Source organism: Chitinophaga sp. H8, from assembly GCF_040567655.1.
In the GTDB taxonomy this organism is placed as follows: domain Bacteria; phylum Bacteroidota; class Bacteroidia; order Chitinophagales; family Chitinophagaceae; genus Chitinophaga; species Chitinophaga defluvii.
Window position 1 is genome coordinate 2,213,020 of sequence record NZ_JBEXAC010000002.1, and the last position, 25,950, is coordinate 2,238,969.

The window sequence follows — 25,950 nt, forward strand, 5'->3', positions numbered from 1 at the left end:
TTTTCTGCATGAAAAAACTGATCCAGATCAATCCGGCAGATAATGTACTGGTGATTTGCAGCAGTATCCTCCCGGGAGATCAAGAAGTAATCGCCGGACAAACGATCGTTTTTGAACAGCCGTTGGGGTTAGGGCATAAAATTGCCCTCCGCGATATTGGCAAGGGAGAGAAGATCATCAAGTTCGGTGTGCCTATAGGTGCTGCCACGGAAGATATTCCGGTGGGAGCCCATGTGCATCTGCATAATGTGAAAAGTGATTACATATCCACTTATACGTTAGATCATGAATTCATTACATCCAAATAAATTGCAGGCCTACCTGCGCCCTGATGGGCGGAAAGGGATCCGCAATGTAGTGGTAGTGGCCTACCTGGTAGAGTGTGCGCATCATGTGGCACGTGAGATCACTACCCGTTTCCGGGACCAGCCCGTGCAGCTGATCGGTTTTGGCGGCTGTTATCCCAACGCTTATGCTGATAAGATGATGAGCGCATTGTGCACCCATCCCAATGTAGGAGCAGTGTTGCTGGTATCGCTGGGATGTGAGAGCTTTAACCGGGTAAGGCTGGAAGCGCATGTAGCTGCCAGTGGCCGCCCGGTGAAACTGATAGGCATACAAACAACCGGCGGCACAAAAAAATCCATCGACGATGGTATTGCTTTTGTGACCACCGCACTGGAAACCCTTCAGGCAGTACCTGTGGTGGACTTTGATCCTTCAGAGTTGGTAGTAGGCGTAGTGTGCGGAGGCAGTGATGCCACCAGTGGTATTACCGCCAACCCTGCCGTAGGAAAAGCATTTGATATGATTGTGGAAAGTGGAGGCACCGCCATTTTTGAAAATACAGGCGAGATGATCGGTCTGGAAGCGATTATGAGCCGCAGGGCCATTACGCCGGAGCTGGCGGTGGAGCTGAAGCGGGCGGTAGACAAAGCAGCGAGATATTATACCATCATGGGGCATGGTAGTTTTGCGCCAGGCAATGCTGCCGGAGGATTAACGACACTGGAAGAAAAGTCGATGGGGGCGTATTGCAAAACAGGATCTGCCCCTATTTCGGGCATGATCAAACCTGCCGACCTACCTCACCGGCGAGGGCTGATCTTAATGGATATTGTGCCGGACGGAGATCCCCGTTTTGGATTCCCCAATCCGAACGACAGCTCAGAAATTGCCGAGCTGATTGCCTCCGGAGCGCATTGTGTATTGTTTACCACTGGCAGAGGTTCTGTAGTAGGATCTGCTATTTCGCCGGTGATAAAAGTATGTGCCAACCCGGAAACCTTCCAGCGGATGGAAGAAGATATGGACATCAACGCCGGTAAAATATTATACAACGAGGCTTCCCTGGATGAGGTAGGAAAGGAAATCTTTGATAAGATCGTCAGTCTGGCAGCAGGCGGGCGGACCTGCTCCGAAAAACTGGGGCACCAGGAATTTGTGCTGGGATATAAAACCTTTGAGCCGGTAGGCCCAGCTTGTTTACCTTAATAATCTGAACGATGAGAATAGATAGTCACCAGCATTTCTGGAAGTATGATCCTGTTAAAGATGCCTGGATCACAGATGAGATGGCGGTCATAAAAAATGATTTTATGCCGGAAGATGTATATCCGCTGATGCAGACCAATGGCATAACCGGCTGCATTGCTGTACAGGCAGATCAAAGTGAGGCAGAAACCCATTTTTTACTGGAGCTGGCGGAGCAACATGATTTTATCCGTGGTGTAGTGGGCTGGGTAGATTTTCGCGCAGCGAATATCGCCGAAAGGCTCGCTTACTTTTCACAGTGGAAAACATTGAAAGGGTTCCGGCATATTGTACAGGCAGAACCGCAGGATGATTTTTTGCTGAGAGAAGATTTTTGCCAGGGCATCGCCCTGTTATCAAAGTATGGGTTTACCTACGATATCCTGATTTATCCTAAACATCTGCCACATGCGCTCACATTTGTAAAACGTTTTCCAGAGCAGCAGTTTATTATCGATCACCTGGCAAAGCCGTTGATCAAAGCACAGCATATCAGCAGGTGGCTGGAGGATATCCGCCCATTTGCAAAGCTGGAACAGGTGAGCTGTAAGATGGCGGGGCTGGTAACAGAAGGGGACTGGGCCAACTGGAAGATGACGGACTTTAAACCTTATGTGAATGCCGTACTGGATATTTTTGGAACCGACCGGGTGATCTTTGGGAGCGACTGGCCGGTATGCCTCACCGGAGCATCTTATACACAAACATGTGAAATCCTGGAAAAAAATACCACACATCTGAGTGGGGAGGAAAAGGAAAAGTTATGGGGCGGCAATTGCGCCCGGGTGTATAATTGCCAGTAGGGCAGATTAACCCCATCTTTTTCGTATATTTGGTAAGTGCAAACGAATCCTGACATAACGAAACCTGCATTATCCCGTCGTGCATTCTGGGATATTGACCTGCGAAAGCTGGATTTTGACCGTTATCCGGAGTTTACTGTTATCAGAGCTATGGAGAGGGGTACATCCAATGATATCAGAGAGATATTTCGTTATTATGGAAAAGACAGGATACGTAATATTGTAACTAACTCTGAGCGTTTGCTGCCAAGAGCACAGGTCATCTCTCGCCGACTTTTTCATCTTCGCAATAGTGATTTCAAATGCTCTACCGGGAAACTACGAGCGATGAACTTTTCGAAGTTTTAACCAAATTAATGGGTATAGTGGATCTGTCCGACTTTAGGTTGGTCGGAGGTACTGCATTAAGCTTGTTGAGAGGACATCGGGAATCTGTTGATATCGACATGTTTTGCGATGGCCCTTATGGGCAAATCCCATTTGATCATATTTTAGAGGTGATCAGGTTAAATTTTCCTTATGTAGAAGAGATCAATGCTATCACCGGCCCTGCTAATCAAATCAATAACCAGGGACTTTACCTCTTTCTCGGAAAAGATGAGGTACAAAGTATCAAAACAGATATCCTTTATTGGGACGCTCCGTTTTTATATCCGGCAATTGAGGAATTGGGTATCAGGCTGGCAACTATTGAAGATATAGCAGCGATGAAACTCGACACCATTTCACGTGGTGGACGAAAAAAGGACTTTTGGGATTTGTCAGAGATACTGGAGACACATACAATGGCGGCATTGCTAAATGTCTATGAGAAGAAATACCCTTGGTTTGAAATAAAAGATGTTATTGCGGGATTAACGGACTTTTCTGTAGCTGATATGATGCCCGATCCTGTATGCTTCAAGAATAAAAATTGGGAGGAGATAAAAGCAGAGATGGAGCAGGTAGCAGCTAAAAACAGTGCCGGCTAAAGCAGTTTCCTGAGAGCATAGGAAAGATGTTTTTAGCCGGCGCGCTGTTTGTACTTAAGCAAAGTGTTTCCTTGTCTTTGCTCATGGTCGCATGGTTCCCGTTATAGTTTATTTTGGTAGATGGTAAATCCGATATTATCTACCGCCCCACTTAAGCCGATGGTAATGATCTGTCCGTTACGGGCATCTAATTTGTAAGGGTTTCCGTTCAGCAAGCTCACCCCGGTACCCGCCAGTTGTATATCCACGATACGCTCTCCTGCTTCCACTTCAATAAAAGAAAGGAGGTCCCGGTATTTTACATTACTGTATACCGTTTTCTTATCTATTACCACATCTACTGCAAAAGGATTGGAGGTCGCATTTTTACGGAGGTCGGATAATATGGCCAGTCTTACCTTGCTCTTTCCGGGAGCTGGAACAGCCAGGTTATCTGATGTACTGAGGATCACCGCATTCTTTTTATCATCTACGGTCAGGAAAACGCTGTAAGAGCGGTTCGGGTAGAGAGAAATAGCGGTTTCTATCAGGCGGGTTTGTTTATTGCCCGCAGGATATAATTGTATTTTATAGTTGGCTGTTTTTACCGCGCGGTAGTTGATAGATTGTCCGTAGGCCAGGTTCTCTGCCAGGAGGATACTATCGGACAGGTATACATCAAATTTTCCGACACCGGTGATGCCTTGCATGACCGTGATCTGGGATAATGCATTCGGGTCAATTTCGTCTTTCTTTTTTCTGCAGGCAAAGAGACTGCAGGCGGCCATCACAATAACCAGGGTACGTTGAATGGAGCTCATGTAAGCAATCATGGTTTAATAAAAAAATCATACCGCCGGGCGGTAGTTTGACCTAATGACGCATGGCAACCGGGGAGTCCCCTATGGAAGGAATATTTTTATTGTACAAGAATAGTTGGTACGGCAACTTGTTTATAACCAGCAGCAATAGGAGAGCGTAGGACACGCATGCTGTTATTTTAGCATAAATTAAGATACTCGCTACCTGTTTGTACCCTGAGGAAGCCGCATCCGGAATGGTAGTCATTCATTAAATAACACCGTAAAATGAACTATTATGAAAAATGGATCAATGGTATTATTAGTTTGGCTGCTGTGTGCCTGTACAGCGCCCATTGTTTTGAAACCTGCTGTTGAACAGCTGAAAAAAAAGACAGGGACCAGTAGTTATGATACGGTTCCTGCCATACCATCCGGCTGGGATATTTACCTGGCGGGTGCTTACCGTTATGGCCCTTCAATTATCATTAACGGCGATGGTTCGATAGATGCCTGGTTTGCCGCACCTGGCGGTGCTTATGGTATCCTGCAATATAATGATGGCGGGGATCCGAACAGCCACGCACCAATAGCGCTTTCCGGTACTAATACGGCAGCGCAGAAATTCACTGCCACAGACACCTTCCGTTTACTGGGGGTAGTATGTCCCAACTGGGGCTCTACTACCAGCAACCTCACCCTGAGCCTGTACAAATGGAATAGCAGTTATAGTACTACGGTAGCCGGAACGCCTTTGCTTTCGCAGGCGTTTGTTCATTTTTCGGACAATGCACGGCTTAGTTTAACCAGTACCGTTGGGCTTCCTGCCGGCAATTATCTGTGGGTATTAAGCAGTCCTTCCGGCACACCGGGGGTATGGAAATATCCTGCTGCCGTAAGCGGGGTTACCAACTATTTCAATGGCGCCGTGGTAAGTGGCAGCTATGAAGCAGCTATTTATCCCTCTGCTACAGTGAGTGGTTATTGGGATCAGGTAGCCTACCGGCATTCTACCGATGGCGGTGTTACCTGGACAGCAGACCAGATGGTGCTGAAACCTACTGCACATACCCGTGATGAGTTGTCTATCTGTGATCCGGGTGTAGCTAAGTGGGGTAGTTATTATTATCTGGGTTATACGTCTACCGAAGACACCCGTGGTACGGATAATCATGTATATGTTTGCCGCTCCCTGTCGCCTACCGGACCCTGGGAGAAATGGAACGGAACAGGCTGGGGAGGTGCGCCGCAACCGGTGATCACCTATACAGGCAGTCCGGATTATTTTGGAGCAGGAGAGCCTTCAATGGTAGTAAAAAATGATACGGTGTTCTTTTATTATTCCTGGAATGCCGGTGGAACAGAAGATGTGACCACGCGGGTGGCTACTGCCAGTGCTACAGATGCCAACTGGCCCGGCAGTCTTACTCTCCGGGGCACGGCAATGAATAAAACCAGCATTGGCGGCGCAGATCACAGTGATGTAAAATACCGGGATGATCTGCAAATGTTTCAGGCGGTACATACCGCTTCGCGTTTGTCGCCCAATAGTTATATGGTGCTGTGGGAATCTGCTGATGGCATTACTTTCCAGAAGATTGCGGAGCTGCGCGACAGCACCCTGCGGCCATATCTGCATAATTGTGGCTGGAGTGGCAATGCATCAGGACATCTGGATCCGTCTACCCCGCAATATATTTCTTATGCTTACGGACCCAATTGGGGAGCCTGGAATACACGCTGGCACCCATTGGACTTTACGCCATGATACTGGCTAAAAACGGCACAAAAGCGTTGTACTTTACCTGGAATAAAAACGGATAGCTATTAAATACCAGGCTAAGCAAGGGCAGGCTATTATTTTTTAGCCAGCCTTTGCTTAGCTGTTTTTATTTATTCAGGAAAGGAGCAACTGTTTCCCATACCAAAGGAAAGTTATCATTCAATACCGTGTGTCCGGCATCAGGAATGATAGACAGCTGATGATCCGGGATAGCTTGTGCACATTTCATCACACCTTCCATCGGGTTCCTGGTGTCTTTATCACCGCTCACAATCAGTACCGGGCATTTGATCTTGCGGAAAGTTTCTGTGCTCATATAATCAGTATTATACAACTTGGTAAGTTTGGCCTGGCATTCGTTCCAGCGTTCTGCATCCGGCATGAGTTGCAGGCGCTTGGTTAAGAAATCCGGATCATCTCTCACTAATCCGGCAGCACTATAGTTAAAGCTGCTCTCAACAACCGCTCTGGAACGATCGGTTACTCCCATCGCTACGAGCTTTTTTACCAGGTTAGGATAAAGTGCCGCCAGTTTAAGTCCACTAAATCCCCCGTCGCTGAAGCCAATCACGGTTACGCTGTCCTGCGTAATACTGCGGATCACTTTGTAAGCATCTTCCGCACGTTGTTTATATGTAAAAGGGGAATGGCCGATTTCAGATTTTCCGTGACCACGGGTGGCAATACAGATCACCTGGTATTTATCCGCCAGCTTGGGAATAAGATTTTCAAATTCGTCGATGTAGCCAAATACACCTCCATGTAAAAGTACAATTGGCTCGCCCTTGCCATAAACCTCGTAATAGAGCTTAGCGTCTCCAACATTGATATAATGACCCGCTTCGGGGTTGTTGCCATAAGATACTTTTTGGGCGGAGGTAGTGATACTTAATAACAGCATCAGGCAACTGCACATTGTTTTAATGATCGTGTTCATATGATTTGTATTTAATGAACAGGAAGATGCCAAGGCAATGCCATGTTTGCATTTATATGATAATCAGCTATTTGTGGGAAGTTGTCAAGTGTTTATTGACCGTTTATAATACAGTGGATGTTCAATTGTGAACAAAGCTGCGAGCTACTAGCTGCTAGCCACGAGCTATTGTGTGGTGTTGTTAAGTGTTGTGAGCTCTCAGCTTTTGTGTTTTGTTGTTTGTGGCAGCGTAATTTATACGGTGCCAGGTTGGAATCTTGGTTGATACCGGCCTTCGGTTAAAGCCACTATTTCCTGCCATATTGTTTTCAGCAAATCTGTGCTTGCAATTAATTCATGCGCTTGTGTGCCGGCATGCCCTAATATGTTGTTTAGCCTGGTTGTCATATGAAGGGGTGCCTGTTTAAATGCAGCAATGTGTTGCATCGCTCTTTTATCACCTAAGGGATAGGCTTCATTGATGGCAAACAACGCATGGGTCAGATAATGTGCGATCCTGGTAAAACAACCAAGCGTATTATAAGTATCCGCAACATTGGCAAAAGCATAGCATTGCATAAATGTAAATTCTGACAGCCACAGGCAGTCGGATAGAATGGTGGCCTTTAATTTAGCCGGATAGGGCGTAACCTGTGCTTTAAGTTGTTGTATAACGTTGACCGGATCAAATAGTGGTTTACATACCTGTGTTTCTCCTAAATAAATCACTGACCTGAACCCATATGGAGGTTGCTGATCAAAATGGTGATGCCAGCTACCATTGAGGGCATCCGTAATGGTTTGTTGTACCTGGTCAATATTGCGATAGATAAAGTCTACTTTCCCTATTGCGGTATGGATCCAGGCGCCGCCATTTACCCAGGGTCCCCACTCGTAGTAGCCTGTTACCAGTGGTAATCCGTCTTTGGAAAAACGGTTGGCTATGTCCCGGATACGTTCAATATCAAAAGGGGTTTTCTCAAAGTAGTATAGCCCGATATCCAGGTCGGATTGTTCATTCGCATATCCTGCTGCATGAGAGCCGCCCAGCACAATAGCAGCTATCCCGGGTACTTCTTTGAATGCTGATGTGAGATCGTTCAGCATGGCATGCTTTTCCTGTAAATGCATTTCCATTTCCTTTTGTATTTGGGTCAATACCTGTCTTAGTTGGAAGCAAATTTACGTAAATAGCTGCGAGCTGTGAGCCATGAGCTTCGAGCTACTTATGTTTTGTTTGGATATTTGCTGATTAATCGATGACATACAATTCTTTAGCATAACACCATCAGCTCGTGGCTCGAAGCTCATAGCTAACAGCTCAAAAAAAATTTTCCCCCTCCTTTCACCCCTTTTTTCCGCTCGCGTTTCTTTATTGAGTAATACGCTTATGGAACAGGAAAAAGACGCACAATATTATGCTGCTTTAATTTTTAAACAGCTGAAGGGAGCCATCACTGCTGAAGAGCAGCAGGAGCTGGATAGCTGGCTGGAGGAGGATATCCGCAACCAGGAGTTGCTGGCATCATTGCACAACAAGGAGGTGATCAGCAAGGAGATTGCTTTCTTTGACGGGATAGACGTGGCAGCCGACTGGGAGGCTGTGGCAGCCCGTACTCGGTTTAAGCCAGCTGCAAGGGTGGTGGCCTGGAAACGTATTGCCAGATGGAGTGTGGCAGCAGCATTGCTGGCAGGGATCGTGCTGCTGTACCGTTGGCAGCAGGGCAGTAAGGAAGTAACCCCAGAGATGGTGGTATCCGGCACAGCGAAGTTTAAAAATGATGTACTGCCAGGCAGTAATAAAGCGGTTTTACAGCTGGCCAACGGGCAAACGATGAGTTTGAACGATAGCAGTACAAATCCTATTACAGAAGAAGATGGAACCAAAATAGCCCAGCAAACCGGGCAGCTGGTATACAACAACGGTGCAGCAGATAAGGATGGAGAGGAAATGCTGTTCAATACGTTGTCTACCCCGCGGGCAGGGCAGTACCAGCTTACTTTACCGGATGGCACAAAGGTATGGCTCAATGCTTCTTCCGCGATCAGGTTTCCCTTACGTTTCAGTAGTAAGGAGCGGTTGGTGGAACTAACCGGCGAAGGCTATTTCGAAGTAGCTAAAAATAGTGCTCCATTCCGGGTAATGGTCAATGGAATGGAAGTAGCCGTATTGGGTACACACTTCAACATCACTGCTTATAACGGCGTGACAAAAACCACGCTTACAGAAGGAGCGGTGAAGATCAGGCTGGCCGACAAGCGCAGCTGGCAGCTGGCGCCTGGCCAACAGGCAGTAGTGAAGCAGGATGCCGTACAGGTGGCTTATGCTGATGTTGAAAAAGCGATTGCCTGGAAAGAAGGCGTGTTCTATTTCAAAGACGATGATTTTGAGGATATCATGGAACAGATAGCGCGCTGGTATGATCTGGATATTCAAATAAAAGGAAAAATACCCGGTAAACGGATCAGCGGAAACATCAACCGGGAAGCGCGATTGTCGCAGGTATTAGAGATGCTCAATTTTGTAAGTGGCGCCACCTTCAGCATCGATGGCAAAAAAGTAACAGCCGTATTTTAATCATCAACCAATATCTATACCCGAAAGGTCAACCAAATTGCTCTTCACTTAAAAATTAAACAATGATGAAAAACGCTATTTCCGCTCCGGGGCGGAACTCGGTCATTCCTTTGTTGTCAAAGTGTAAAACGGTACTACGGCTTACTACTGTGCTCCTGTTGTTTGCAACACTCAGTGTTACGGCATCCGGATATGCACAGAAAATTACCCTGTCGGTACAGCATGCACCACTGGAAGAAGTGTTTGCTGCTATTAAAAAACAAACCGGTTATTTCTTTTTATATAATGAAGATATGATGAGCCGGGCAGCCAGAGTGACGCTGAACGTGAAAGACGCCGATATTGAAACCGTCCTGAAATTATGTATGGCAGGACAGCATATTGCCTACAAGATCATTGATAAAACCGTGACGCTGAAAGAAGTACCCGTAAAACAGGCCGCTCCCCAGATAGTGGCTGATACTGTCATCACCGGGAAAGTGACCGATGATAAAGGTAATGGCATACCGGGTGTAAGCGTTACTGTAGAAGGCTCTTCCCGTGGAACAGTGACGGATGGGGAGGGTAATTATAGTCTTAAACTGCCTGCTGGTGGGAAAGCCCTGGTATATTCCTTTATCGGTTATACCAAACAACGGGTGGAAATAGCGGGTAATACCCAGGTAAATATTAAACTGGAAGAAGCCTCCAAAGGGCTTTCAGAAGTGGTGGTTACCGCATTGGGTATCAAGCGGGACAAAAAAGCACTGGGCTATACGGTAGCAGAGCTGAAAGGGGCTGATTTGTCGGAAGGAAAGGAAGTGAATGTGGCCAATGCCTTATCCGGTAAAGTAGCAGGGGTGCAGGTAAGCCGCCCTGCTTCCGGTGCGGGAGGTGCTTCCAAAATCCTTATCCGTGGTAATAACTCCCTGCAGGGTAATAGTCAGCCGCTGTATGTAGTAGATGGGGTGCCGCTGGACAACCAGAATATCCGCGCTGCTTCCAGCACTGGTGGCATGGATTATGGAGATGGGATTTCTAACATCAACCAGGATGATATAGAGAGCATTTCTGTACTGAAAGGTCCCAATGCTGCCGCCTTATACGGGCAGCGTGGTAGTAACGGGGTCATCCTGATCACCACAAAATCTGGTAGTGCCCGTAAGGGTATAGGCGTTAAGTTTAGCAGTGACTATTCTATCGGAACTGCATTGGTAACACCGGACTTTCAGGATGTGTACGGGCAGGGATTGAATGGCGATTTTACCCACTTCCGCGCTACCGATGGTAAAGTATATACCATGGCAGATGCCAAAGCACAGGGATTGCAGGGAATGCCCAAGATGAGCGCCGGCCGCGACAGGATTGCCCGCAGCAGCTGGGGACCTAAAATGGAAGGACAGGAATATGAAGACCAATGGGGAAATATACTCCGCCTTAACCCGCAACCGGATACCTACAAAAAGTTTTTTAACACCGAAAAACAATTTGTAAATAATATCAGTGCAGATGGAGGTAATGATAAGGTAAACTACCGCTTTTCATATTCCAACACACATGTGGATGGTTATGTGCCTTCCAATACGCTGGACAGGAACACCTTTAACCTGCGTACACAGGCCAATATCACGTCTAAGCTGCAACTGGATGCCAAAGTGAACTACATTTCACAGAAAGGCAAGAACCGGCCTACCTTGTCGGATGCTTCTGATAATCCGGCCTACCTGTTTATCAGCCAGCCCAGGAGTATGCCACTGGATATCCTGGCCAACTACGCCTGGACTGCCGCCGATGTGGCAAAACAATTTGGGTATAGCGGTGTGTTCCCTGGCCTGGAAAAAACATATGCCACCAATAGCTCCACCGCTAACCCCTACTGGACGATTAATAATACCACCAATAAAGACCAGCGCGACCGCGTACTGGGCATGCTGCGCCTGTCGTACGACTTTGCTCCCTGGCTTAAACTGACCGCCCGCGGTGGTACTGATTTTTATACAGAACAAAGGCTGCGCTTCCGCGCTAAAGGGACTTACCAGAGCCAGAACAGGAACGGAGATATTGAAGAGCAGGTGATCCGTGTAAGGGAAGATAACTACGACCTGTTGCTCAACGGTATGGTAGACCTGAACAAGGATTTTTCCCTGGGATATAATGCAGGTACCAGCCACCAGAAAAAATTCTATCGCCTGACAGGGAACACCGGAAAAGAATTTATCGTTCCTAATTTGCATGTCATCAATAATACCCTGACCAATTCCTACCTGTTTGACCTGCAGGAATCCGAGATCAACTCAGTATATGCTTCCGGACAAATCGCCTTTCGCAATTACTGGTTCGTCGATTTCTCTGCCAGGAATGACTGGTCTTCTACTTTGTCGCCCGAAAACAATTCCTTCTTTTACCCTTCTGTGAGTACCAGTTTGATCCTGACAGAAATGCTGGGCTTACAGAGTGATGTGCTGGATTATGTGAAGCTGAGAGGATCGCTGGCACAAGCCGGGAGTTCAGGTAATCCTTATCAGCTCACCGGTTCTTACAGCCTGGATGAATTTACTCACGGAGGCAGGCCAATGGCTTCTTTTACCTCCGTTATCCCGGACCCTAACCTGAAGAATGAGCTGACCACTTCCATAGAATTTGGTACAGATATCCGGATGTTCAAAAATCGTTTAGGGGTGAGCTTTACCTGGTACAATGCCTCTACCAAAAACCAGATCCTGGATGTGCCGTTGCCACCTTCCAGCAAATTTGCTGCCCGCCGCATCAATGCCGGAGAGATCCGCAACAAGGGAATTGAGCTGGCACTAACGGGTACACCTATACAGCTGGATAATGGTTTTACCTGGGAAAGTTCCTTTAATGTATCACGCAACAGGAATGAGGTGGTATCGCTGACCGAAGGGGTGGAAACATTTTTGCTGGGCAGCGACCGGGGTATTAATGTGATTGCAGCACCGGGCAAACCCTTTGGCACCTTGATCGGTACAGGCTTTGCCTGGCTCAAGGATGCGGAAGGTAACCGTTTGATTGATCCTGCTACCGGCTTACCGCTTCGCACGCTGGGCCGTGAACTGACAGAGCTGGGCAATGCAATGCCGGATTGGACAGGCGGTTTTTTCAACAGCTTTAAATACAAAGGACTGGTTCTGTCTGCATTGGTAGATATCCGCCAGGGTGGACTGGTATACTCACAAAGCAACCGGGAAGAGCTGATCTATGGCACTACCAAAAAAACGCTGGCCGGCAGGGATGGTACTTATGTAGCCAGCGGAATGATTGCTGAAAAGGATAATAACGGAAACTGGGTAAGTACCGGCAAGGCCAATACGAAAGCAGTAAAAGCGCAGGACTACTGGAATGTGGTAGCCAGCGATAAGGAAAATGTGGTATCTGAAGAGATGATGAATGATGCCAGTTATGTAGCCATGCGGGAAATCAGCCTCAGTTATCAGCTGCCCTCCCGGCTGTTCACCGGAAAAATGATCCGGCGTATGGGCGTTGGCATATACGGCAGGAACCTGTTTTATTTCCAGCGCAAAACAGATGGCTTCTCGCCGGAAGCCTCGGCATTTAACGTGAATAATTCCTCTTTAGGGCTGGAATCTACCGCGCTTCCTATGATGAGGAATTTTGGCGTCAACCTTAACCTGGAGTTTTAGTGCTTATAAAAACGAATCAACATGCAACAAAATAAAAGTACCATATACGCCGCCGCCCTGCTCCTTACAGCCAGCATGCTATTTGCCGGGTGTACCAAAAATTTTACCGAGCTGAATACGCCGCCTACCTCGGTGACGAATATCGATCCGGGATTGTTATTATCCAAAGTGCAGAAAGATGCCGCCTTTACAGAAGGGAATGAGCGGGCTAATATCCAGTTTGGGTCGTGGGTGCAATATTGGTCTGGCGGCCTGGTAGTACCTACTTCCCGTTATATTCAGCAGCCGGACAATGGCGCCTGGGATGCCCACTATACCTTGCTCCGGAACCTGGGGCAGATCCGCAACCAGGTATTGAAAGGGAAGGAGCAGGACCCAGCCGGCAGAACCAAGCTGGCCATTGCCCGTATCCAGGAAGTATTTGTATGGCAGCGGCTCACAGACCTGTTTGGCGATGTTCCTTTTACATCTACTACGGAGGATGCCAGCCAGGTCAATAACAAACCGGTATTTGATAAGCAGGAAGCTATTTATACCCGTTTGATAGAAGACCTGGATACCGCGATGACACGCATCACGGCTACGGATGACTCTTATGGCAATGCGGATTTTTATTACAAGGGAGCCACTGCCAGCTGGATAAAGTTTGCCAATTCACTGAAGCTGCGTTTAGGTATGCGTATCCGTTATGCCAATCCGCAACTGGCAGAGAAAACAGTGCGGGAAGCGATGGCCCAGCCACTTTTTGCCAGCAATCAGGACAATGCGGCCATCCCTACTTTTAATGATGCACAGGCCTCCAGCTTTCATCCTATCCTGAATCAGTTTACCAATGGCAGCCCCGACCTGCGTTATCTGGCAGCTGCATTTGTGGGCACCCTCAATGCAAAAAAGGATCCCCGGCTGCCGTTGATTGCGGAAGCCACTGTAACATCTAAAAATGCAGGGACTCCTGCTTATGTGGGTATGGGCGTGGCCCTGACGGACGACCTGCTGGCAGGGATCATAAAAGACAATTATTCTACGGCATCCATGAGCACGTATTTTAATAAATCACTTTCCACTCCAATTCCTTGTTATGTCTTTACCTATGCAGATGTATGTTTCTTTAAAGCAGAAGCAGCATTGCTGGGATGGGGCGCTGCTCCGGCGGCGGCAGAAACCTTCTACCAGGATGGTATCCGGGCTGCTATGGCCATGGCCCCTTATAACATTACCACTATTCCGCAGGCATATATTGATGCGGAGTTTGCTTTAGCCGGACTGCCGCAGGAAAAGCAACTGGAAAAGATCATGACCCAGAAATGGATCCAGCTCTTTGGCCGTAATTATGAGGCCTTTGCTGAATGGCGCCGTACTGGCTATCCGGTGCTTACACCCGGACCCAATAAGGGGGCTACCAATGGTACTATTCCCCGCAGGGCGGTGTACTCTTCTCAGGAAGCATTGCTGAATGCCGCCAATTACAAAGTGGCGGTAGATGGACTATCGCAGGGAGATGCTTATGTGTCCAAAGTATGGTGGGATAAGAAACCATAATTGTTAAACCATATAGACACCATTACAGCGGCTGCCCTATCCGGGTGGCCGTTGTTATTTTGCCGCAAAGCAGATAAAGCCCCGTTTTTTACAAGTCAGGCAGGTTTTATTACCAGTCACGCCGATTGACTTACTTGTACGTAGCGTAGTCCTGATTTTTGTGCTAAAAAGATGAAAGCAATTGTATGTTGCCTGTTGGCATTTTGGTGTTATCATGATGTCAACGCCCAAAAGAATGCCCCACCCGGACAAACCGTAAAGGGAAGTGTAACCGATGTGCAAAGTAATGCCCCACTGTCCGGCGTTACTATTGTCATTACCAGTATGACCCCTCAAAAAGGTACTGCGGCTGATCATAACGGCCGATTCATTCTTACAGATATCCCGGTGGGCAGGCATACCCTGAAAGCCACCCTCCTGGGTTATGAACCGGTGCTGATCAGCAATTTTGAAGTAACCGCCGGTAAGGAAGTGGTGCTGGATATTACCCTGAAAGAAAATGTGCAAAAACTGAATACGGTAGTGGTTGCGGCCCCCAGTAAAAATGACCCCATCAACGAACTGGCACAGGTGAGTGCCCGCCAGATGAATATAGAAGAGGGTGTACGCTATGCCGGCACCCGGAATGATCCGTCCAGGATGGCACAGAACTTCGCAGGCGTAGTAGGCAGTAATGATGCTTCCAATGATATCATTATCCGTGGCAACTCGCCCTATGGCGTATTATGGCGGCTGGAAGGTATAGATATTCCTAACCCTAACCACTTCAGTAGCCTGAGTGCTACAGGTGGCCCCGTAAGTATGCTCAATTCCAATACCCTGAAGAACTCCGACTTCCTGACCAGCGCTTTTCCGGCTACCTATGGGAATGCCCTGGCAGGCGTATTTGACCTGCGCCTGCGTAATGGCAACCGGGATAAGTATGAATACCTTGCACAGGTGGGCTTTAATGGTTTTGAAGGTGCTGCAGAAGGCCCCATCAGCAAAAAGAACGGCTCTTCTTTTCTGATTGATTACCGTTTTTCCCTCATTGCCGTAGTGCAGGCCCTGGGGCTGAAAGTAGGTACAGGCAGTAATATCCCCAACTACCAGGACCTGAATTTTAAGCTGGACCTGCCCACCCAACGCAGTGGTACGTTTAGTATAATCGGGCTGGGAGGATTAAGCAGCATCAATTTCAAGGCAGACCCGGATAATACGGATATCCTGTACGGTGCAAATGACCGGGATAGAAAGTACAGATCCAATACCGGTATCCTTGGACTAACCCATACGTATACTTTTAATGCCGCTACCTATGGCCGCGCATTTGCTGCCTTTTCACTGGCACAAAATACGGCGGATGAAAAGATCATCGCGGAAGGTAAGGAGCCCCAACAGGCAGCAGATCTGGATTTTAAACAGTTGAAGTATAGCGCAGGTTATTTGCTGAACCATAAGTTTTCTGCCAGTAATCAACTCACTACCAGTGTCAGTGCCGACCTGCTCCAGCTGAATCTGCACCAGCGCACAATCAAAAAAGGAGATGCATTGATCAGCGAACTGGTGAACACGGATCAAAAGGCCATCCTCTATAAAGCATCGGCCAACTGGCAACATTTTTTTAATGATGACATCACCATGAATACAGGGGTATATGCACAATATTTCGGATTGAATAATACTTATGCCGTAGAACCACGGTGGAACATGAAATTCCGCCTGGGCAATGGTCATGCGTTGACAGCAGGTGCGGGGATGCATAGCCAGCTGCAACCATTGGTGGTTTATTTTTATGAAGGGAAAGATGCCAATAATAAATCCTGGTTGCCCAATAAGGCCCTGGACTTTACACGCAGCATTCACACTGTGCTGGGATATGATGCGATGCTGGGCCGCCACCTGCACCTGAAACTGGAAACGTACTACCAGCATTTGTATGATGTGCCGGTGGAAATAACACCTTCTTCTTTCAGTATGCTGAACACCGGTGCTGTATTTGGATTCTCCGAACAATCCGATTTTGTGAACAAAGGTATTGGCCGGAACTATGGTGTGGAATTAACATTGGAGAAATATTTACAGCAGGGTTTTTATTTCCTCTTCACACAATCGGTTTTTAATTCCGAATACCGGGGCAGTGATCTTATCTGGCGCAATACCGCTTTTAATACACAGTATGTTACCAATTTTCTGATCGGAAAGGAATGGCCCCTCAGCAGCACTTTCAGCATAGGAGCAGATAGTAAATTATCTTATGCCGGCGGACAATGGTATACGGCGTATGATGTGCCTGCGACCATTGACAAAGGTTATATCGTGTATCAAAACCAGGATGCCTTTGCACAGCGTAACCCAGCATATTTCCGGTGGGATCTCAAATTGTCTTTCAAGTGGGACCAGCCCAGAATGACACAGAAATTCTTTGTAGATTTACAAAATCTCACATTCCGTAAGAACCTGTACATGAAAGATATCAATGTGAAAACGGGAGAAATCAAGAACGTAAATCAAATAGGCTTCTTCCCCAATTTTAATTATCAAATTACATTCTGATAAAGATGCTTGCTAAAAAGGCCATAAAGGATACCCTGGGGTTTGATGATACGCGGCTGATGATCGTGGGTATTCCACTGGTGGCCTTTCTATCCCCCATCATCTATTTACATTTCCGGTTCTGGAAAGCACCTTATTATCCGGCAGACGCCTTTTTTTGGTGTCTGCTGTTCACTACGCTGTTCTGGTTTGGCAACCGGTGGGTATTGATCCTTTTCCGTAAAAAATTTCCTGCCTTTTCGCAGTCACGCAAAAGAATCTTTATTACGGCAATGGTCATGTTTGGGTATAACCTTTTCCTGTCCAATATCCTGGAAATCACGGCACCACCTCACGAATACCGGCCTGTCCTGCACTTTGATGCTATTGATACCAATCTCATGTCTATCATGAACACCCTGATCATCGTGGTGATCTATGAGGTAATTTATTACATGGGGCAATTCCGTATATCCGTGCATGAACAGGAAAAGCTGAAACAGGAAAGTTTGCTGGCACAGATCGCTGCCCTGAAAAATCAGGTGGATCCTCATTTTCTGTTTAACAATTTAAATACGTTAAGCGCCATTGTCAGAGATGATCCCGCACAAGCAGAAGCCTTTATCCAGCAGTTGTCCAAGTTATACCGGTATATCCTTGAAATGCCGGAATCTACCCTGGTAGATTTAAGAGCGGAGCTGGACCTGCTATCGGCCTATACATTTTTACTGAAAACACGTTTCGGAGATAATTTTCATATCAATATTACGATACCAACTCATTACCTGGAAAAGAAGATTGTCCCTTTTGCGCTGCAGATCCTGATTGAAAATGCCATCAAGCACAACGTTGCCTCTACCGCCAAACCATTAACCATAAACATTGGCGTGCAGGATGATAAAATAGTAGTAAGCAATAACCTGCAAAAGAAGCAAACACATATTCCATCTACCAAAATGGGATTACGCAATATCAGTATCCGTTCCAGATTGCTGCAAAACCAGGATATACAGTATATTACTACTACGGATCAGTTTATTGTAACGGTACCTTTAATACCTGCTGCCATATGATTAAAGTGGTTATCATAGAAGATGAGTTGCCTGCTGCCAGAAAGCTGAAAAGCTTGCTGGAAGAATTAAAGATGGAGGTGGTAGTACAAGCTACGCTGGACAGTGTGGAAGAAAGTGTAAAATGGTTTAACACCTTTCCTCATCCGGATCTGGTGTTTATGGATATACAGCTGGCTGATGGCGTGAGCTTTGAGATTTTTCAACAGCTATCGCTGCAATCGCCGGTGATCTTTACCACGGCTTATGATCAGTATATGTTGAAAGCATTCAAGCACAACGGAATAGAATATCTTCTCAAACCGTTTAACCTGTCTGTGTTGAGTGCTGCTATGGAAAAGTTTAAGATGTTCTGTCATCATCCGCAGTCGGGAGAGGTGCTGCATCAAAAAGTAGCGGCTATCCTGGAATCCTTTGCCCGTACTACCTTCAAAGAACGTTTTATGGTGAAGAAGGGACAGCAGATCTATTACCTGAATGCCACGGATATTGCCAACCTGTATGTAGAAGGGAAGCTGATCTATGCCACAGATTTTGAGGGAAAGAAACATATGCTGGATGGGAGTCTTACAGAGCTGGAACCGCAGTTGTCGGCCAAAGATTTTTACCGGGTGAATCGTCACCTGATCGTTAATATCCGCAGCATAAAAAGTGTGATACCCTGGTTTAGCGGGCGCCTGAAGCTGGAGATTTCGCCGCAAACGATGGTAGAAGCGGAGGTAAGCCGGGACCGGGTAAGTAAATTCAAGGAATGGCTGGGGGCATAAAGGAAGTAACAGCAGGATTTAGGGGAAGTATATTATATTGTGGTGGAAATTATTTCCTGCAGGCTTTAAAATACCATTTATGACGGAAGTCCATCAGGAGGATGTCCATTGGTGGAATCAGATGAGGGCGGGGGATATGGAAGCCCTTGAAAGACTCTACGCGCAATATGTACAGGAGCTTTTTTCTTACGGGAGTCATTATACCAAAGATGACGCATTACTGAAAGATTGTATTCATGATGTGTTTGTCATTTTAATCAGAAGACACCGACATCTCTCAGCCACCAATAACGTAAAGCTGTATCTCTTCAAAATGCTCCGGCATGAAATATTCAGGGCAGTAAAGAAAGAAAAGAAAACAGCAGCGGAGTTCTCTATTGATTTCACCACTACTACCGTACCGGTGTTGCCAGCCGGACAAGGACCGGAAGATGCAGAACATTATCACCAACAGGCGGCGGTGCTACAACAGTTGCTGCAAAGGCTTTCTGCCCGGCAGCTGGAGGCAATTTACCTGCGATTTAATAAGGGGCTGGGATATGAGGAGATTTCGGCTTTAATGGAAATCGACAATCAGTCGGCCCGTGCCCTGGTATCCCGGACCATCAAAAAAATGAGGGAAGAGGCGGATGGAAACCGTATACTGCCTGTTTCTCTATTTATATTCAACTTGTTATATATTATCAGGAATACCTGATCTCTCTTTGTTATCCATCCTGTCAAAACTTTTTTTTAAAATTCTTTGTAATTGTTGTCTACAAAAAGGCGATGGCATCCTTATTAAGGAGAAAGCGGGAAAGTACCCGGTCAACCAGCCAGCCATTAACGGTGTATGAATATGGAGCAACCAACCAGTATGGATAAGTATGCCAGCTACAGTGTGGAAAGTTATCTGGAAGATGACAGATTCATTCAATGGGTTATTATGCCCGATGAAGCAGGGGAGGCGTATTGGCAGCAGGTGATGCACCTGTATCCTGCCCAGGAACCCAATTTCCGTGCTGCCCGTCATTTTTTAATGCAGCTGCGGATACAGGACCGTTTCCTGTCAGACACTGCCGTAGCAGCCCTGAGCGCCCGCATATGGGAAAGTGCCCGCAAGCAGCCGTTAATAGTGCCTTTCATCCGTAAGTATGCTGCAGCCGTATTATTATTGATAGCTGCAACAGGCGTTTGTTATTATTTTCTGGGTCCTGGTAAAATACCCACCGGGGCAGCCGCCTGGAAAGCCGGGAAGCAAGACAGTGCTTTCCTGGTGCTGGGCAATGGAAAGAAAATTGCCCTGGATAGCACCGACCATATCATCCATTACCTCGGTAATAAAGTAGTTATAAACCAGGATACCATTAAAGTAGGCACAACAGCCAGCACGGCTGCGATGGCAATGAATGAACTGATAGTGCCGGATGGCAGGATCCAGCAACTGGAACTGCCAGATGGTACTTCCGTTTGGGTAAAAGCCCGCAGCCGGCTCCGCTGGCCGGAAACATTTGCTGCCGGCAAGCGGGAGGTGAGCCTGCAGGGAGAAGCCTATTTTGAAGTAGCGCAAAACAGCACACAACCTTTTGCGGTAAGTACCAACAACTACCGTATAGATGTACTGGGCACAGGTTTCAATGTAGCCACTGCCAAATCAAAAACAGCCTTTGAAGCCATTCTCGAAACCGGAAAGATTGCCATTACCGGATTGCAGGAAAACAGTACCCCCATCATACTGAAACCCGGACAACGGGCCGCATTGAATCCCGCAGGTACTGCCCTGGAAATTACAGCTGTAAATACTGCGTTGTACACCTCTTGGCGTTCCGGATTATTGTTGTTTGAACATAAAAGTCTGCAGGAAGTAATGGAAGACCTGCGGGATTATTATCACGTAAGATTTGATATTCAGGACCCGGCACTGGCAGCATTGCCTATCTCCGGGAAACTGACACTCACCACAGATATTCAGGAAGTAATGAAAGTAGTAGCAACTGTAGCAGAGGTCCAATTTACTATAGCCGACGACGTCATCCGTATTTATTAATCACACTTTTATCAGCAGGAACATTTTAACATCAGCATACCAGTAGCAACAAAAACCAAAATTTAAAACGCGATCTATGGACGAAAGAATTTTCGTGCTCGCCCTTCTGCGTAGAAGGGAATCAAAACCAACCATTTTTAAAAAAGCAGCACTCACCAGTTTTTTGATGTTGCTCTTGATGAGCGCCTGGGCACAGGTAAAACAGCCTGCCCTCTCCTTCCGCAACGCACCGTTGAAAAAAGTAATAGCCGCCATTGAAGAACGTTCCGGTTATGTTTTTATCTATTCCGATTCCAGAGTAGACCTGGGCAGGAAAGTGTCTTTGGAAACAACTGCCACGAATATCCGGGAGATATTGCAGCAACTGTTCAGCCAGTCGGCAGATACCTTTTCCATCATGGGCAAACAGGTGATCCTACAACGTAAAAAAAGCAGGGGAGATAATACCCATATCGCTGATGGAGAAGCAGTCACAATTACAGTAGCCGGCATTGTTACAGGCAGCGATGGTACGCCGCTGATAGGGGTGTCTGTAGGGGAAAAAGGTACCAGAAATGGCGCCATTACGGATGCTAAAGGGGCTTATCATCTCCATGTTGCACCTGATGCAGCATTGGAATTCAGCTACCTGGGCTACGAAAGAAAAATGCTCCGTGCAGGTACTGTCGATACACGCATGGACATTATCCTGGAAGGCTCCAAAACCTCCCTGAAAGATGTAGTGGTAGTAGGATACGGTACAGAAAAAAGAGAGAAGATCACCTCAGCGATCAGTACTGTTTCCGGTAAAGAGCTGCAGAACCGTGCTGCGGTTAGTATTGAAACCATGCTGCAGGGCAAGGTGCCGGGGCTGATGATCATCAATAATACCGGTGCCACCGGTGTGGCCAATATGTTTATGGTGAGAGGGATTGCAGCAGTGGCGAGGGAAGTGAACAGCAACGTGGTAAGTCCGCCGCTGTTTGTAATAGACGGGGTGCCTATGATCCAGGAAGTATACCCTTCCGGAGAAGTACCAGGCCCATTGAACAGCCTCCTGGCCGGATTAAACCCGTATGATATTGAATCCATCGATATCATGAAAGATGCATCCGCCGGTGCTATTTATGGTTCCCGTGCAGCCAATGGCGTGATCTTTATCAACACCAAAAGAGGACGGGTAGGAAAACCTATCGTAAGCATTGATGCTAAAACATATATCTCTACCTACCCTTCCCTGATAGAAACATTGGGTGGGGCAGCAGAACGCCGGATGAAGATAGATCTGTGGCGCAAGTATGAATCTGAAGCCAATAGAAATGCGCAGGGCCTGCCAATGGAATTGTCAGACAGCCTGAACAGCTTTTATAATAATTCTACCGACTGGCAGAAACTGTTGTATCGTAACGGGATCACCAATGAAGTGAATATGTCTGTAAGCGGTGGTAATGATAAAAATACCTACCGCCTGGGGGCAGGTTATTCCAATTCACAAGGTATTATTGTGGGAACCGGTTTTAAACGTTATTCCCTCAACTTTACCGGCAGCTACTTGCCCATACGCGGACTAAATATCAATTCCAATATCCTGTTAAGCCAAACCGATCAAAGCCGGGGAAAGGGGAGTGCTATCGATGATCTGGGTGTAGGGAAAGATTATTATTCTTCCCTGCTGCCATCCCCTTCTTCCTCTTTCTTTACCCCATTTACCGATACGTATAAAAACCGCACCGATCAGAACCTGAAACGTTCTGCACAGGTAATGCTGGGAGGTGCCTATGATATAACTTCCTTTCTGACCCTTAATTCTCAGGTGTCCGTCAATTATCTCATGGCGAAACGCCGCACTTTTACGCCTTCTGCACTGAACAATAACAAAGGGGCATCCGCATCTTCCTATTTTGAAGAAAGGCTGAATCTGCTGAATGAAAACTTTATCCGTTTGCATCACACCTTTGGCGGGCAACATACCTTTAACCTGGTAGCAGGTAATACCGTGAATACTGAAAAGACGGAAGCACTGAATGGAATGGGGAAAAACGGTCCTTCCGATGTAGTACAGGTGATCGATGGATATCCGCAAAATAATATCTCCTTAAAGGGCACCTACAATTCTTTTGGACTGCTTTCCTACTACAGCCGTCTTACCTATGATTACGATGCTAAATATATCATGAACCTTTCCTGGCGTGCAGATGGTTCTTCCAAATTCGGTGCACAGAACCGCTGGGGGTATTTTCCTGCAATATCCGGTGCCTGGCTGTTTACCAAGGAACATTTTATGGAACATGCCTTCGGCAAGTGGCTCAACTTTGGTAAGCTGCGGGCAGGATGGGGTAAAGCAGGTAAGCAATATGATGATTATTACCTGGCAGTAGGCCAGTATAATGTGGGTAGTTCTCCCACAGGTACTACTTATGGTGGCGTTCCTATTATCCGCCCCAATTACGAAGGGGCTAATGGTATCCCACTGCCCAACCTGGGCTGGGAACAGACTACAGATTACAACCTTGGGCTGGACTTAGAGTTGTTTAACGGCAGGGCTACTTTCAGCTATGATTATTACTGGAAACGTTCAGACAACTTCCTCTTCGATAATCCTTTGCCAGCTTCTGCCGGCTATGCCATGACGAAAATCAATGGCGGCAGTTTACTGAACTATGGTATGGAATGGGCCGTCAACCTTTTCCTGATGCCTGCAGAGCGTAAGTTCCAGTGGAACATCAGCGCCAATGCTTCCTTCAATAAAAATGTCCTACTCCGGCTACCTGATAATGGCCGCAATATTGTGCGTACCAAAACACCTGATAACATGCGCTTTGCCAATGGGAACGTATTGCAGGTGGGCCGCCCCTTAAATGGTTTTTACCTGTATGAATCAAGAGGAGTATACCGTAAGCCTGGCGATGTGCCGGTAAATCCTTTTAACGGGGAAGCACTCGAACAATTGGCCAACAGCGCCTTGTACCAGACAGGAGATATCTGGCTGGTAGACCAGGATCACGACTATGTACTGGACCCATTGTACGACCGGGTATACAAAGGCAATCCTTATCCTCAACTGTATGGTGGGTTTTCCAATACATTCCGTTATGGCGGGTTTACCTTTTATACTTTCTTCACGTATATGCTTAACCGTAAAGTGTATAATGATGTATTGCGGAACCGTATTGCCAGCATAGACTGGAAAACAGCTACCGGCACAGCACCGCGGAATACACCTATTGTCAATAATATAGATTTCTGGAGCCCGGAGAATCCCAATGGTACTTATCCCATCCTGAACCCCCGCCGCTCCAATAATTTTGATTACGATATTAATGGCGCCTCTCCCGGCAACTATGGCGCTGCGGATTCGGACCTGTTTCTGGAAGATGGCAGTTTTTTACGCCTCAAAACAGTTACCCTTTCGTACGACTTCAATAATGACTGGCTCCGCAAAATTAAAATGCGCCGTATCCGTGCTTATATAACCCTGGAAAATGTGTTTATGCTGCAGAAGTATTCCGGAGTAGACGCGGAGATTGTGGATGCACTGGGTTTTGACCGTGGTAGCGGTTATCCTACACCCCGGAATTTTAGTGCTGGTTTTAATGTTGAATTTTAAAAAACTGGAAAATGCGCTTACTAAAACAAATCAAAATAGGGATACTCGCAGGGATATGCATGATCAGTTATTCCTGTAGTAAGATCCTGGATCAGGAGATCATCCAGAACCCGGTATCCATAAATGCCTGGGAAAATCCTGCTGATGCAGAGAAAGAAGTAGCTGCGGCATATGATCTGCTGCGTACGGCTGTATCTAATGATTACCTGCTTTTTAAAGCAGGCGATATCCGTGCCTATGATTACCTGAATGGCTCCTTTGGCAGCTTGTGGGCTTATTATAATGACAAAAGTCTTTTATTGTATTCTTCTGCCATGTCCGACTGGTCTAACTTCTATAAAGTGATCAGCCAATGCAACCTGATCCTTGAAAAGATAGAAGGGATTGATCAAAGTAAATGGTCAGGTAATTTAAAGGATCGGTATGCAGGGGAAACCCATTTTATCCGGGCCTTCTCTTATTTCCTGATGATACGGCTGTGGGGAGATGTTCCCTTACAGTTGCAGGCTTTTAATACGGAGTTTATTTCCGGGGAAAAAGTAGAAAAAGTAGCCACCGTGATCTTTGAAGATCTGCAGTATGCAGCAGAACACCTGCAATGGGAATATAGTGTGGCAGAGCGGGGTATCCGTGCTACCAAAGGCGCTGCGCTCACGATCACTGCGCATGCAAAAGCCTGGTTTAAAGATTATGCTGCCTGTGAAGCCGCCTGTGCCAAAGTGATCAATGAAGGTCCCTACAAGCTGGTGCAGGACACTGCCAAATTCATGAGCATCTTTATCGGCAAATCAGAAGAAGGTATCTTTGAGCTGAACTACAGCTTTGCTGAAAAAGAACTGGACCCACTGGGCTCTATCGGAAAGATCACCCTGCCAGATCCGTATTACCGTAACAATTATGGTTATATGCTGGCTTGCCCGCCTGAGGGCGTAAAAGCGGCCTTGTTTCCCGAAGGTAAACCCGACAGACGCAAAGACTACTGGTTTGTAGCATCTACCTGGAATACTACTAATACTTCCCTGGGTAAGTACCGTACCCTGGCAGCAGGGCAGGATACTGCCAGCGGCAAGATCAATGAATCCAATATCATCATTACCCGCCTGGCAGATGTGGTGCTGCTGCATGCAGAAGCATTGGCAGCCCTGGGCAGGAATGCAGATGCTGTAGTGGAAGTGAATAAGGTACGCAAGCGTGCGGCTGCGCCACTGTATAACGGTAATGGCAGTATTAAAGATACGATCCTGGCAGAGCGGAGGATAGAACTGACTGGAGAAGGACATCGTTTCTTTGACCTGGTACGCACCGGACAGTTGCCTAAGTTCCAGCCTAATATCAGTGCGGCTGATTTTCAAAAAGGCGCCTGGCTGCTGCCTATAAAACCCGAAATAGTGGCCAACAGCAATGGTACCATTGTGCAGAACGAATTCTGGAAATAAACTTAAAA

19 protein-coding genes are annotated in these 25,950 nt (G+C 46.9%); 16 read left to right on the forward strand and 3 right to left on the reverse strand.

Features of this window, described 5'->3' with window-relative positions:
* Positions 1–8 precede the first annotated feature (8 nt).
* The 5 genes from ABR189_RS22790 to ABR189_RS22810 are packed head-to-tail and all read left to right on the forward strand — an operon-like array spanning position 9 to position 3,307.
* Positions 9–308: a UxaA family hydrolase gene (locus tag ABR189_RS22790; protein ID WP_354662797.1), complete on the forward strand. Its 300-nt coding sequence runs from the start codon at positions 9–11 to the stop codon at positions 306–308.
* Positions 286–1,494 (forward strand): UxaA family hydrolase, encoded by a 1,209-nt coding sequence (locus tag ABR189_RS22795; protein WP_354662798.1) that lies wholly within the window; start codon positions 286–288, stop codon positions 1,492–1,494. Before ABR189_RS22790 ends, ABR189_RS22795 begins: the two co-directional genes overlap by 23 nt.
* Positions 1,495–1,505: 11 nt before the next feature.
* The gene (locus tag ABR189_RS22800) at positions 1,506–2,336 is read left to right on the forward strand and encodes an amidohydrolase family protein (RefSeq protein ID WP_354662799.1); all 831 of its coding nucleotides are present in this window, start codon (positions 1,506–1,508) and stop codon (positions 2,334–2,336) included.
* Positions 2,337–2,372: 36 nt separating this feature from the next.
* Positions 2,373–2,684 carry a DUF6922 domain-containing protein gene (locus ABR189_RS22805; RefSeq protein WP_354662800.1) on the forward strand — a complete coding sequence of 104 codons (312 nt, stop codon included), beginning with the start codon at positions 2,373–2,375 and terminating at the stop codon, positions 2,682–2,684.
* A gap of 8 nt (positions 2,685–2,692) precedes the next feature.
* Complete coding sequence (locus ABR189_RS22810) at positions 2,693–3,307, forward strand: nucleotidyl transferase AbiEii/AbiGii toxin family protein (RefSeq protein WP_354662801.1); 615 nt, start codon at positions 2,693–2,695, stop codon at positions 3,305–3,307.
* Between the two features lie 101 nt (positions 3,308–3,408).
* On the opposite strand, the gene ABR189_RS22815 is transcribed toward ABR189_RS22810, so the two are convergent.
* Entirely contained in the window at positions 3,409–4,107 is a 699-nt protein-coding gene (locus ABR189_RS22815; protein WP_354662802.1) for a DUF4397 domain-containing protein, read from the reverse strand.
* A gap of 277 nt (positions 4,108–4,384) precedes the next feature.
* Between ABR189_RS22815 and ABR189_RS22820 the strand changes: the two genes are divergently transcribed.
* Positions 4,385–5,854, forward strand: coding sequence for a glycoside hydrolase family protein (locus ABR189_RS22820; RefSeq protein ID WP_354662803.1), 1,470 nt, complete (start codon positions 4,385–4,387; stop codon positions 5,852–5,854).
* A 121-nt stretch (positions 5,855–5,975) separates the two neighbouring features.
* Here ABR189_RS22820 and ABR189_RS22825 read toward each other — a convergent pair whose 3' ends face one another.
* On the reverse strand, positions 5,976–6,806 hold the full coding sequence (locus ABR189_RS22825; RefSeq protein ID WP_354662804.1) for an alpha/beta fold hydrolase: 831 nt from the start codon (positions 6,804–6,806) through the stop codon (positions 5,976–5,978).
* Between the two features lie 234 nt (positions 6,807–7,040).
* Positions 7,041–7,922, reverse strand: a complete 882-nt coding sequence (locus tag ABR189_RS22830; protein ID WP_354662805.1) for a nucleotidyltransferase domain-containing protein — start codon at positions 7,920–7,922, stop codon at positions 7,041–7,043.
* Between the two features lie 253 nt (positions 7,923–8,175).
* Here ABR189_RS22830 and ABR189_RS22835 point away from each other — a divergent pair, with 253 nt between their 5' ends.
* The 10 genes from ABR189_RS22835 (at position 8,176) to ABR189_RS22880 (ending at position 25,942) form a co-directional block, all read left to right on the forward strand.
* Positions 8,176–9,363 (forward strand): FecR family protein, encoded by a 1,188-nt coding sequence (locus ABR189_RS22835; protein ID WP_354662806.1) that lies wholly within the window; start codon positions 8,176–8,178, stop codon positions 9,361–9,363.
* 62 nt (positions 9,364–9,425) lie between these two features.
* The gene (locus ABR189_RS22840; RefSeq protein ID WP_354662807.1) at positions 9,426–13,004 is read left to right on the forward strand and encodes a SusC/RagA family TonB-linked outer membrane protein; all 3,579 of its coding nucleotides are present in this window, start codon (positions 9,426–9,428) and stop codon (positions 13,002–13,004) included.
* Between the two features lie 21 nt (positions 13,005–13,025).
* Complete coding sequence (locus tag ABR189_RS22845; RefSeq protein ID WP_354662808.1) at positions 13,026–14,543, forward strand: SusD/RagB family nutrient-binding outer membrane lipoprotein; 1,518 nt, start codon at positions 13,026–13,028, stop codon at positions 14,541–14,543.
* 171 nt (positions 14,544–14,714) lie between these two features.
* Positions 14,715–17,078, forward strand: coding sequence for a TonB-dependent receptor (locus tag ABR189_RS22850; protein ID WP_354662809.1), 2,364 nt, complete (start codon positions 14,715–14,717; stop codon positions 17,076–17,078).
* Positions 17,079–17,083: 5 nt separating this feature from the next.
* Positions 17,084–18,130 (forward strand): sensor histidine kinase, encoded by a 1,047-nt coding sequence (locus ABR189_RS22855; RefSeq protein WP_354662810.1) that lies wholly within the window; start codon positions 17,084–17,086, stop codon positions 18,128–18,130.
* Positions 18,127–18,894 carry a LytR/AlgR family response regulator transcription factor gene (locus tag ABR189_RS22860; protein WP_354662811.1) on the forward strand — a complete coding sequence of 256 codons (768 nt, stop codon included), beginning with the start codon at positions 18,127–18,129 and terminating at the stop codon, positions 18,892–18,894. Before ABR189_RS22855 ends, ABR189_RS22860 begins: the two co-directional genes overlap by 4 nt.
* Before the next feature lie 79 nt (positions 18,895–18,973).
* On the forward strand, positions 18,974–19,591 hold the full coding sequence (locus ABR189_RS22865) for an RNA polymerase sigma factor (protein WP_354662812.1): 618 nt from the start codon (positions 18,974–18,976) through the stop codon (positions 19,589–19,591).
* 141 nt (positions 19,592–19,732) lie between these two features.
* Positions 19,733–20,920: a FecR family protein gene (locus ABR189_RS22870; protein WP_354662813.1), complete on the forward strand. Its 1,188-nt coding sequence runs from the start codon at positions 19,733–19,735 to the stop codon at positions 20,918–20,920.
* A gap of 76 nt (positions 20,921–20,996) precedes the next feature.
* Positions 20,997–24,506 (forward strand): SusC/RagA family TonB-linked outer membrane protein, encoded by a 3,510-nt coding sequence (locus tag ABR189_RS22875; RefSeq protein WP_354662814.1) that lies wholly within the window; start codon positions 20,997–20,999, stop codon positions 24,504–24,506.
* An 11-nt stretch (positions 24,507–24,517) separates the two neighbouring features.
* On the forward strand, positions 24,518–25,942 hold the full coding sequence (locus ABR189_RS22880; protein WP_354662815.1) for a RagB/SusD family nutrient uptake outer membrane protein: 1,425 nt from the start codon (positions 24,518–24,520) through the stop codon (positions 25,940–25,942).
* The last annotated feature ends 8 nt before the right edge of the window (positions 25,943–25,950 follow it).

Bases quoted from the DNA above. Each gene is read 5' to 3' on its own strand.
- ABR189_RS22835 (WP_354662806.1), top strand. From the start codon at position 8,176: ATGGAACAGGAAAAAGACGCACAATATTATGCTGCTTTAATTTTTAAA.
- ABR189_RS22870 (WP_354662813.1), top strand. From the start codon at position 19,733: ATGGAGCAACCAACCAGTATGGATAAGTATGCCAGCTACAGTGTGGAA.
- ABR189_RS22790 (WP_354662797.1), top strand. From the start codon at position 9: ATGAAAAAACTGATCCAGATCAATCCGGCAGATAATGTACTGGTGATT.
- ABR189_RS22815 (WP_354662802.1), bottom strand. From the start codon at position 4,107: ATGAGCTCCATTCAACGTACCCTGGTTATTGTGATGGCCGCCTGCAGT.
- ABR189_RS22875 (WP_354662814.1), top strand. From the start codon at position 20,997: ATGGACGAAAGAATTTTCGTGCTCGCCCTTCTGCGTAGAAGGGAATCA.
- ABR189_RS22830 (WP_354662805.1), bottom strand. From the start codon at position 7,922: ATGGAAATGCATTTACAGGAAAAGCATGCCATGCTGAACGATCTCACA.
- ABR189_RS22825 (WP_354662804.1), bottom strand. From the start codon at position 6,806: ATGAACACGATCATTAAAACAATGTGCAGTTGCCTGATGCTGTTATTA.
- ABR189_RS22860 (WP_354662811.1), top strand. From the start codon at position 18,127: ATGATTAAAGTGGTTATCATAGAAGATGAGTTGCCTGCTGCCAGAAAG.
- ABR189_RS22810 (WP_354662801.1), top strand. From the start codon at position 2,693: ATGGGTATAGTGGATCTGTCCGACTTTAGGTTGGTCGGAGGTACTGCA.
- ABR189_RS22855 (WP_354662810.1), top strand. From the start codon at position 17,084: ATGCTTGCTAAAAAGGCCATAAAGGATACCCTGGGGTTTGATGATACG.
- ABR189_RS22800 (WP_354662799.1), top strand. From the start codon at position 1,506: ATGAGAATAGATAGTCACCAGCATTTCTGGAAGTATGATCCTGTTAAA.
- ABR189_RS22845 (WP_354662808.1), top strand. From the start codon at position 13,026: ATGCAACAAAATAAAAGTACCATATACGCCGCCGCCCTGCTCCTTACA.
- ABR189_RS22840 (WP_354662807.1), top strand. From the start codon at position 9,426: ATGATGAAAAACGCTATTTCCGCTCCGGGGCGGAACTCGGTCATTCCT.
- ABR189_RS22850 (WP_354662809.1), top strand. From the start codon at position 14,715: ATGAAAGCAATTGTATGTTGCCTGTTGGCATTTTGGTGTTATCATGAT.
- ABR189_RS22795 (WP_354662798.1), top strand. From the start codon at position 286: ATGAATTCATTACATCCAAATAAATTGCAGGCCTACCTGCGCCCTGAT.
- ABR189_RS22865 (WP_354662812.1), top strand. From the start codon at position 18,974: ATGACGGAAGTCCATCAGGAGGATGTCCATTGGTGGAATCAGATGAGG.
- ABR189_RS22880 (WP_354662815.1), top strand. From the start codon at position 24,518: ATGCGCTTACTAAAACAAATCAAAATAGGGATACTCGCAGGGATATGC.
- ABR189_RS22820 (WP_354662803.1), top strand. From the start codon at position 4,385: ATGAAAAATGGATCAATGGTATTATTAGTTTGGCTGCTGTGTGCCTGT.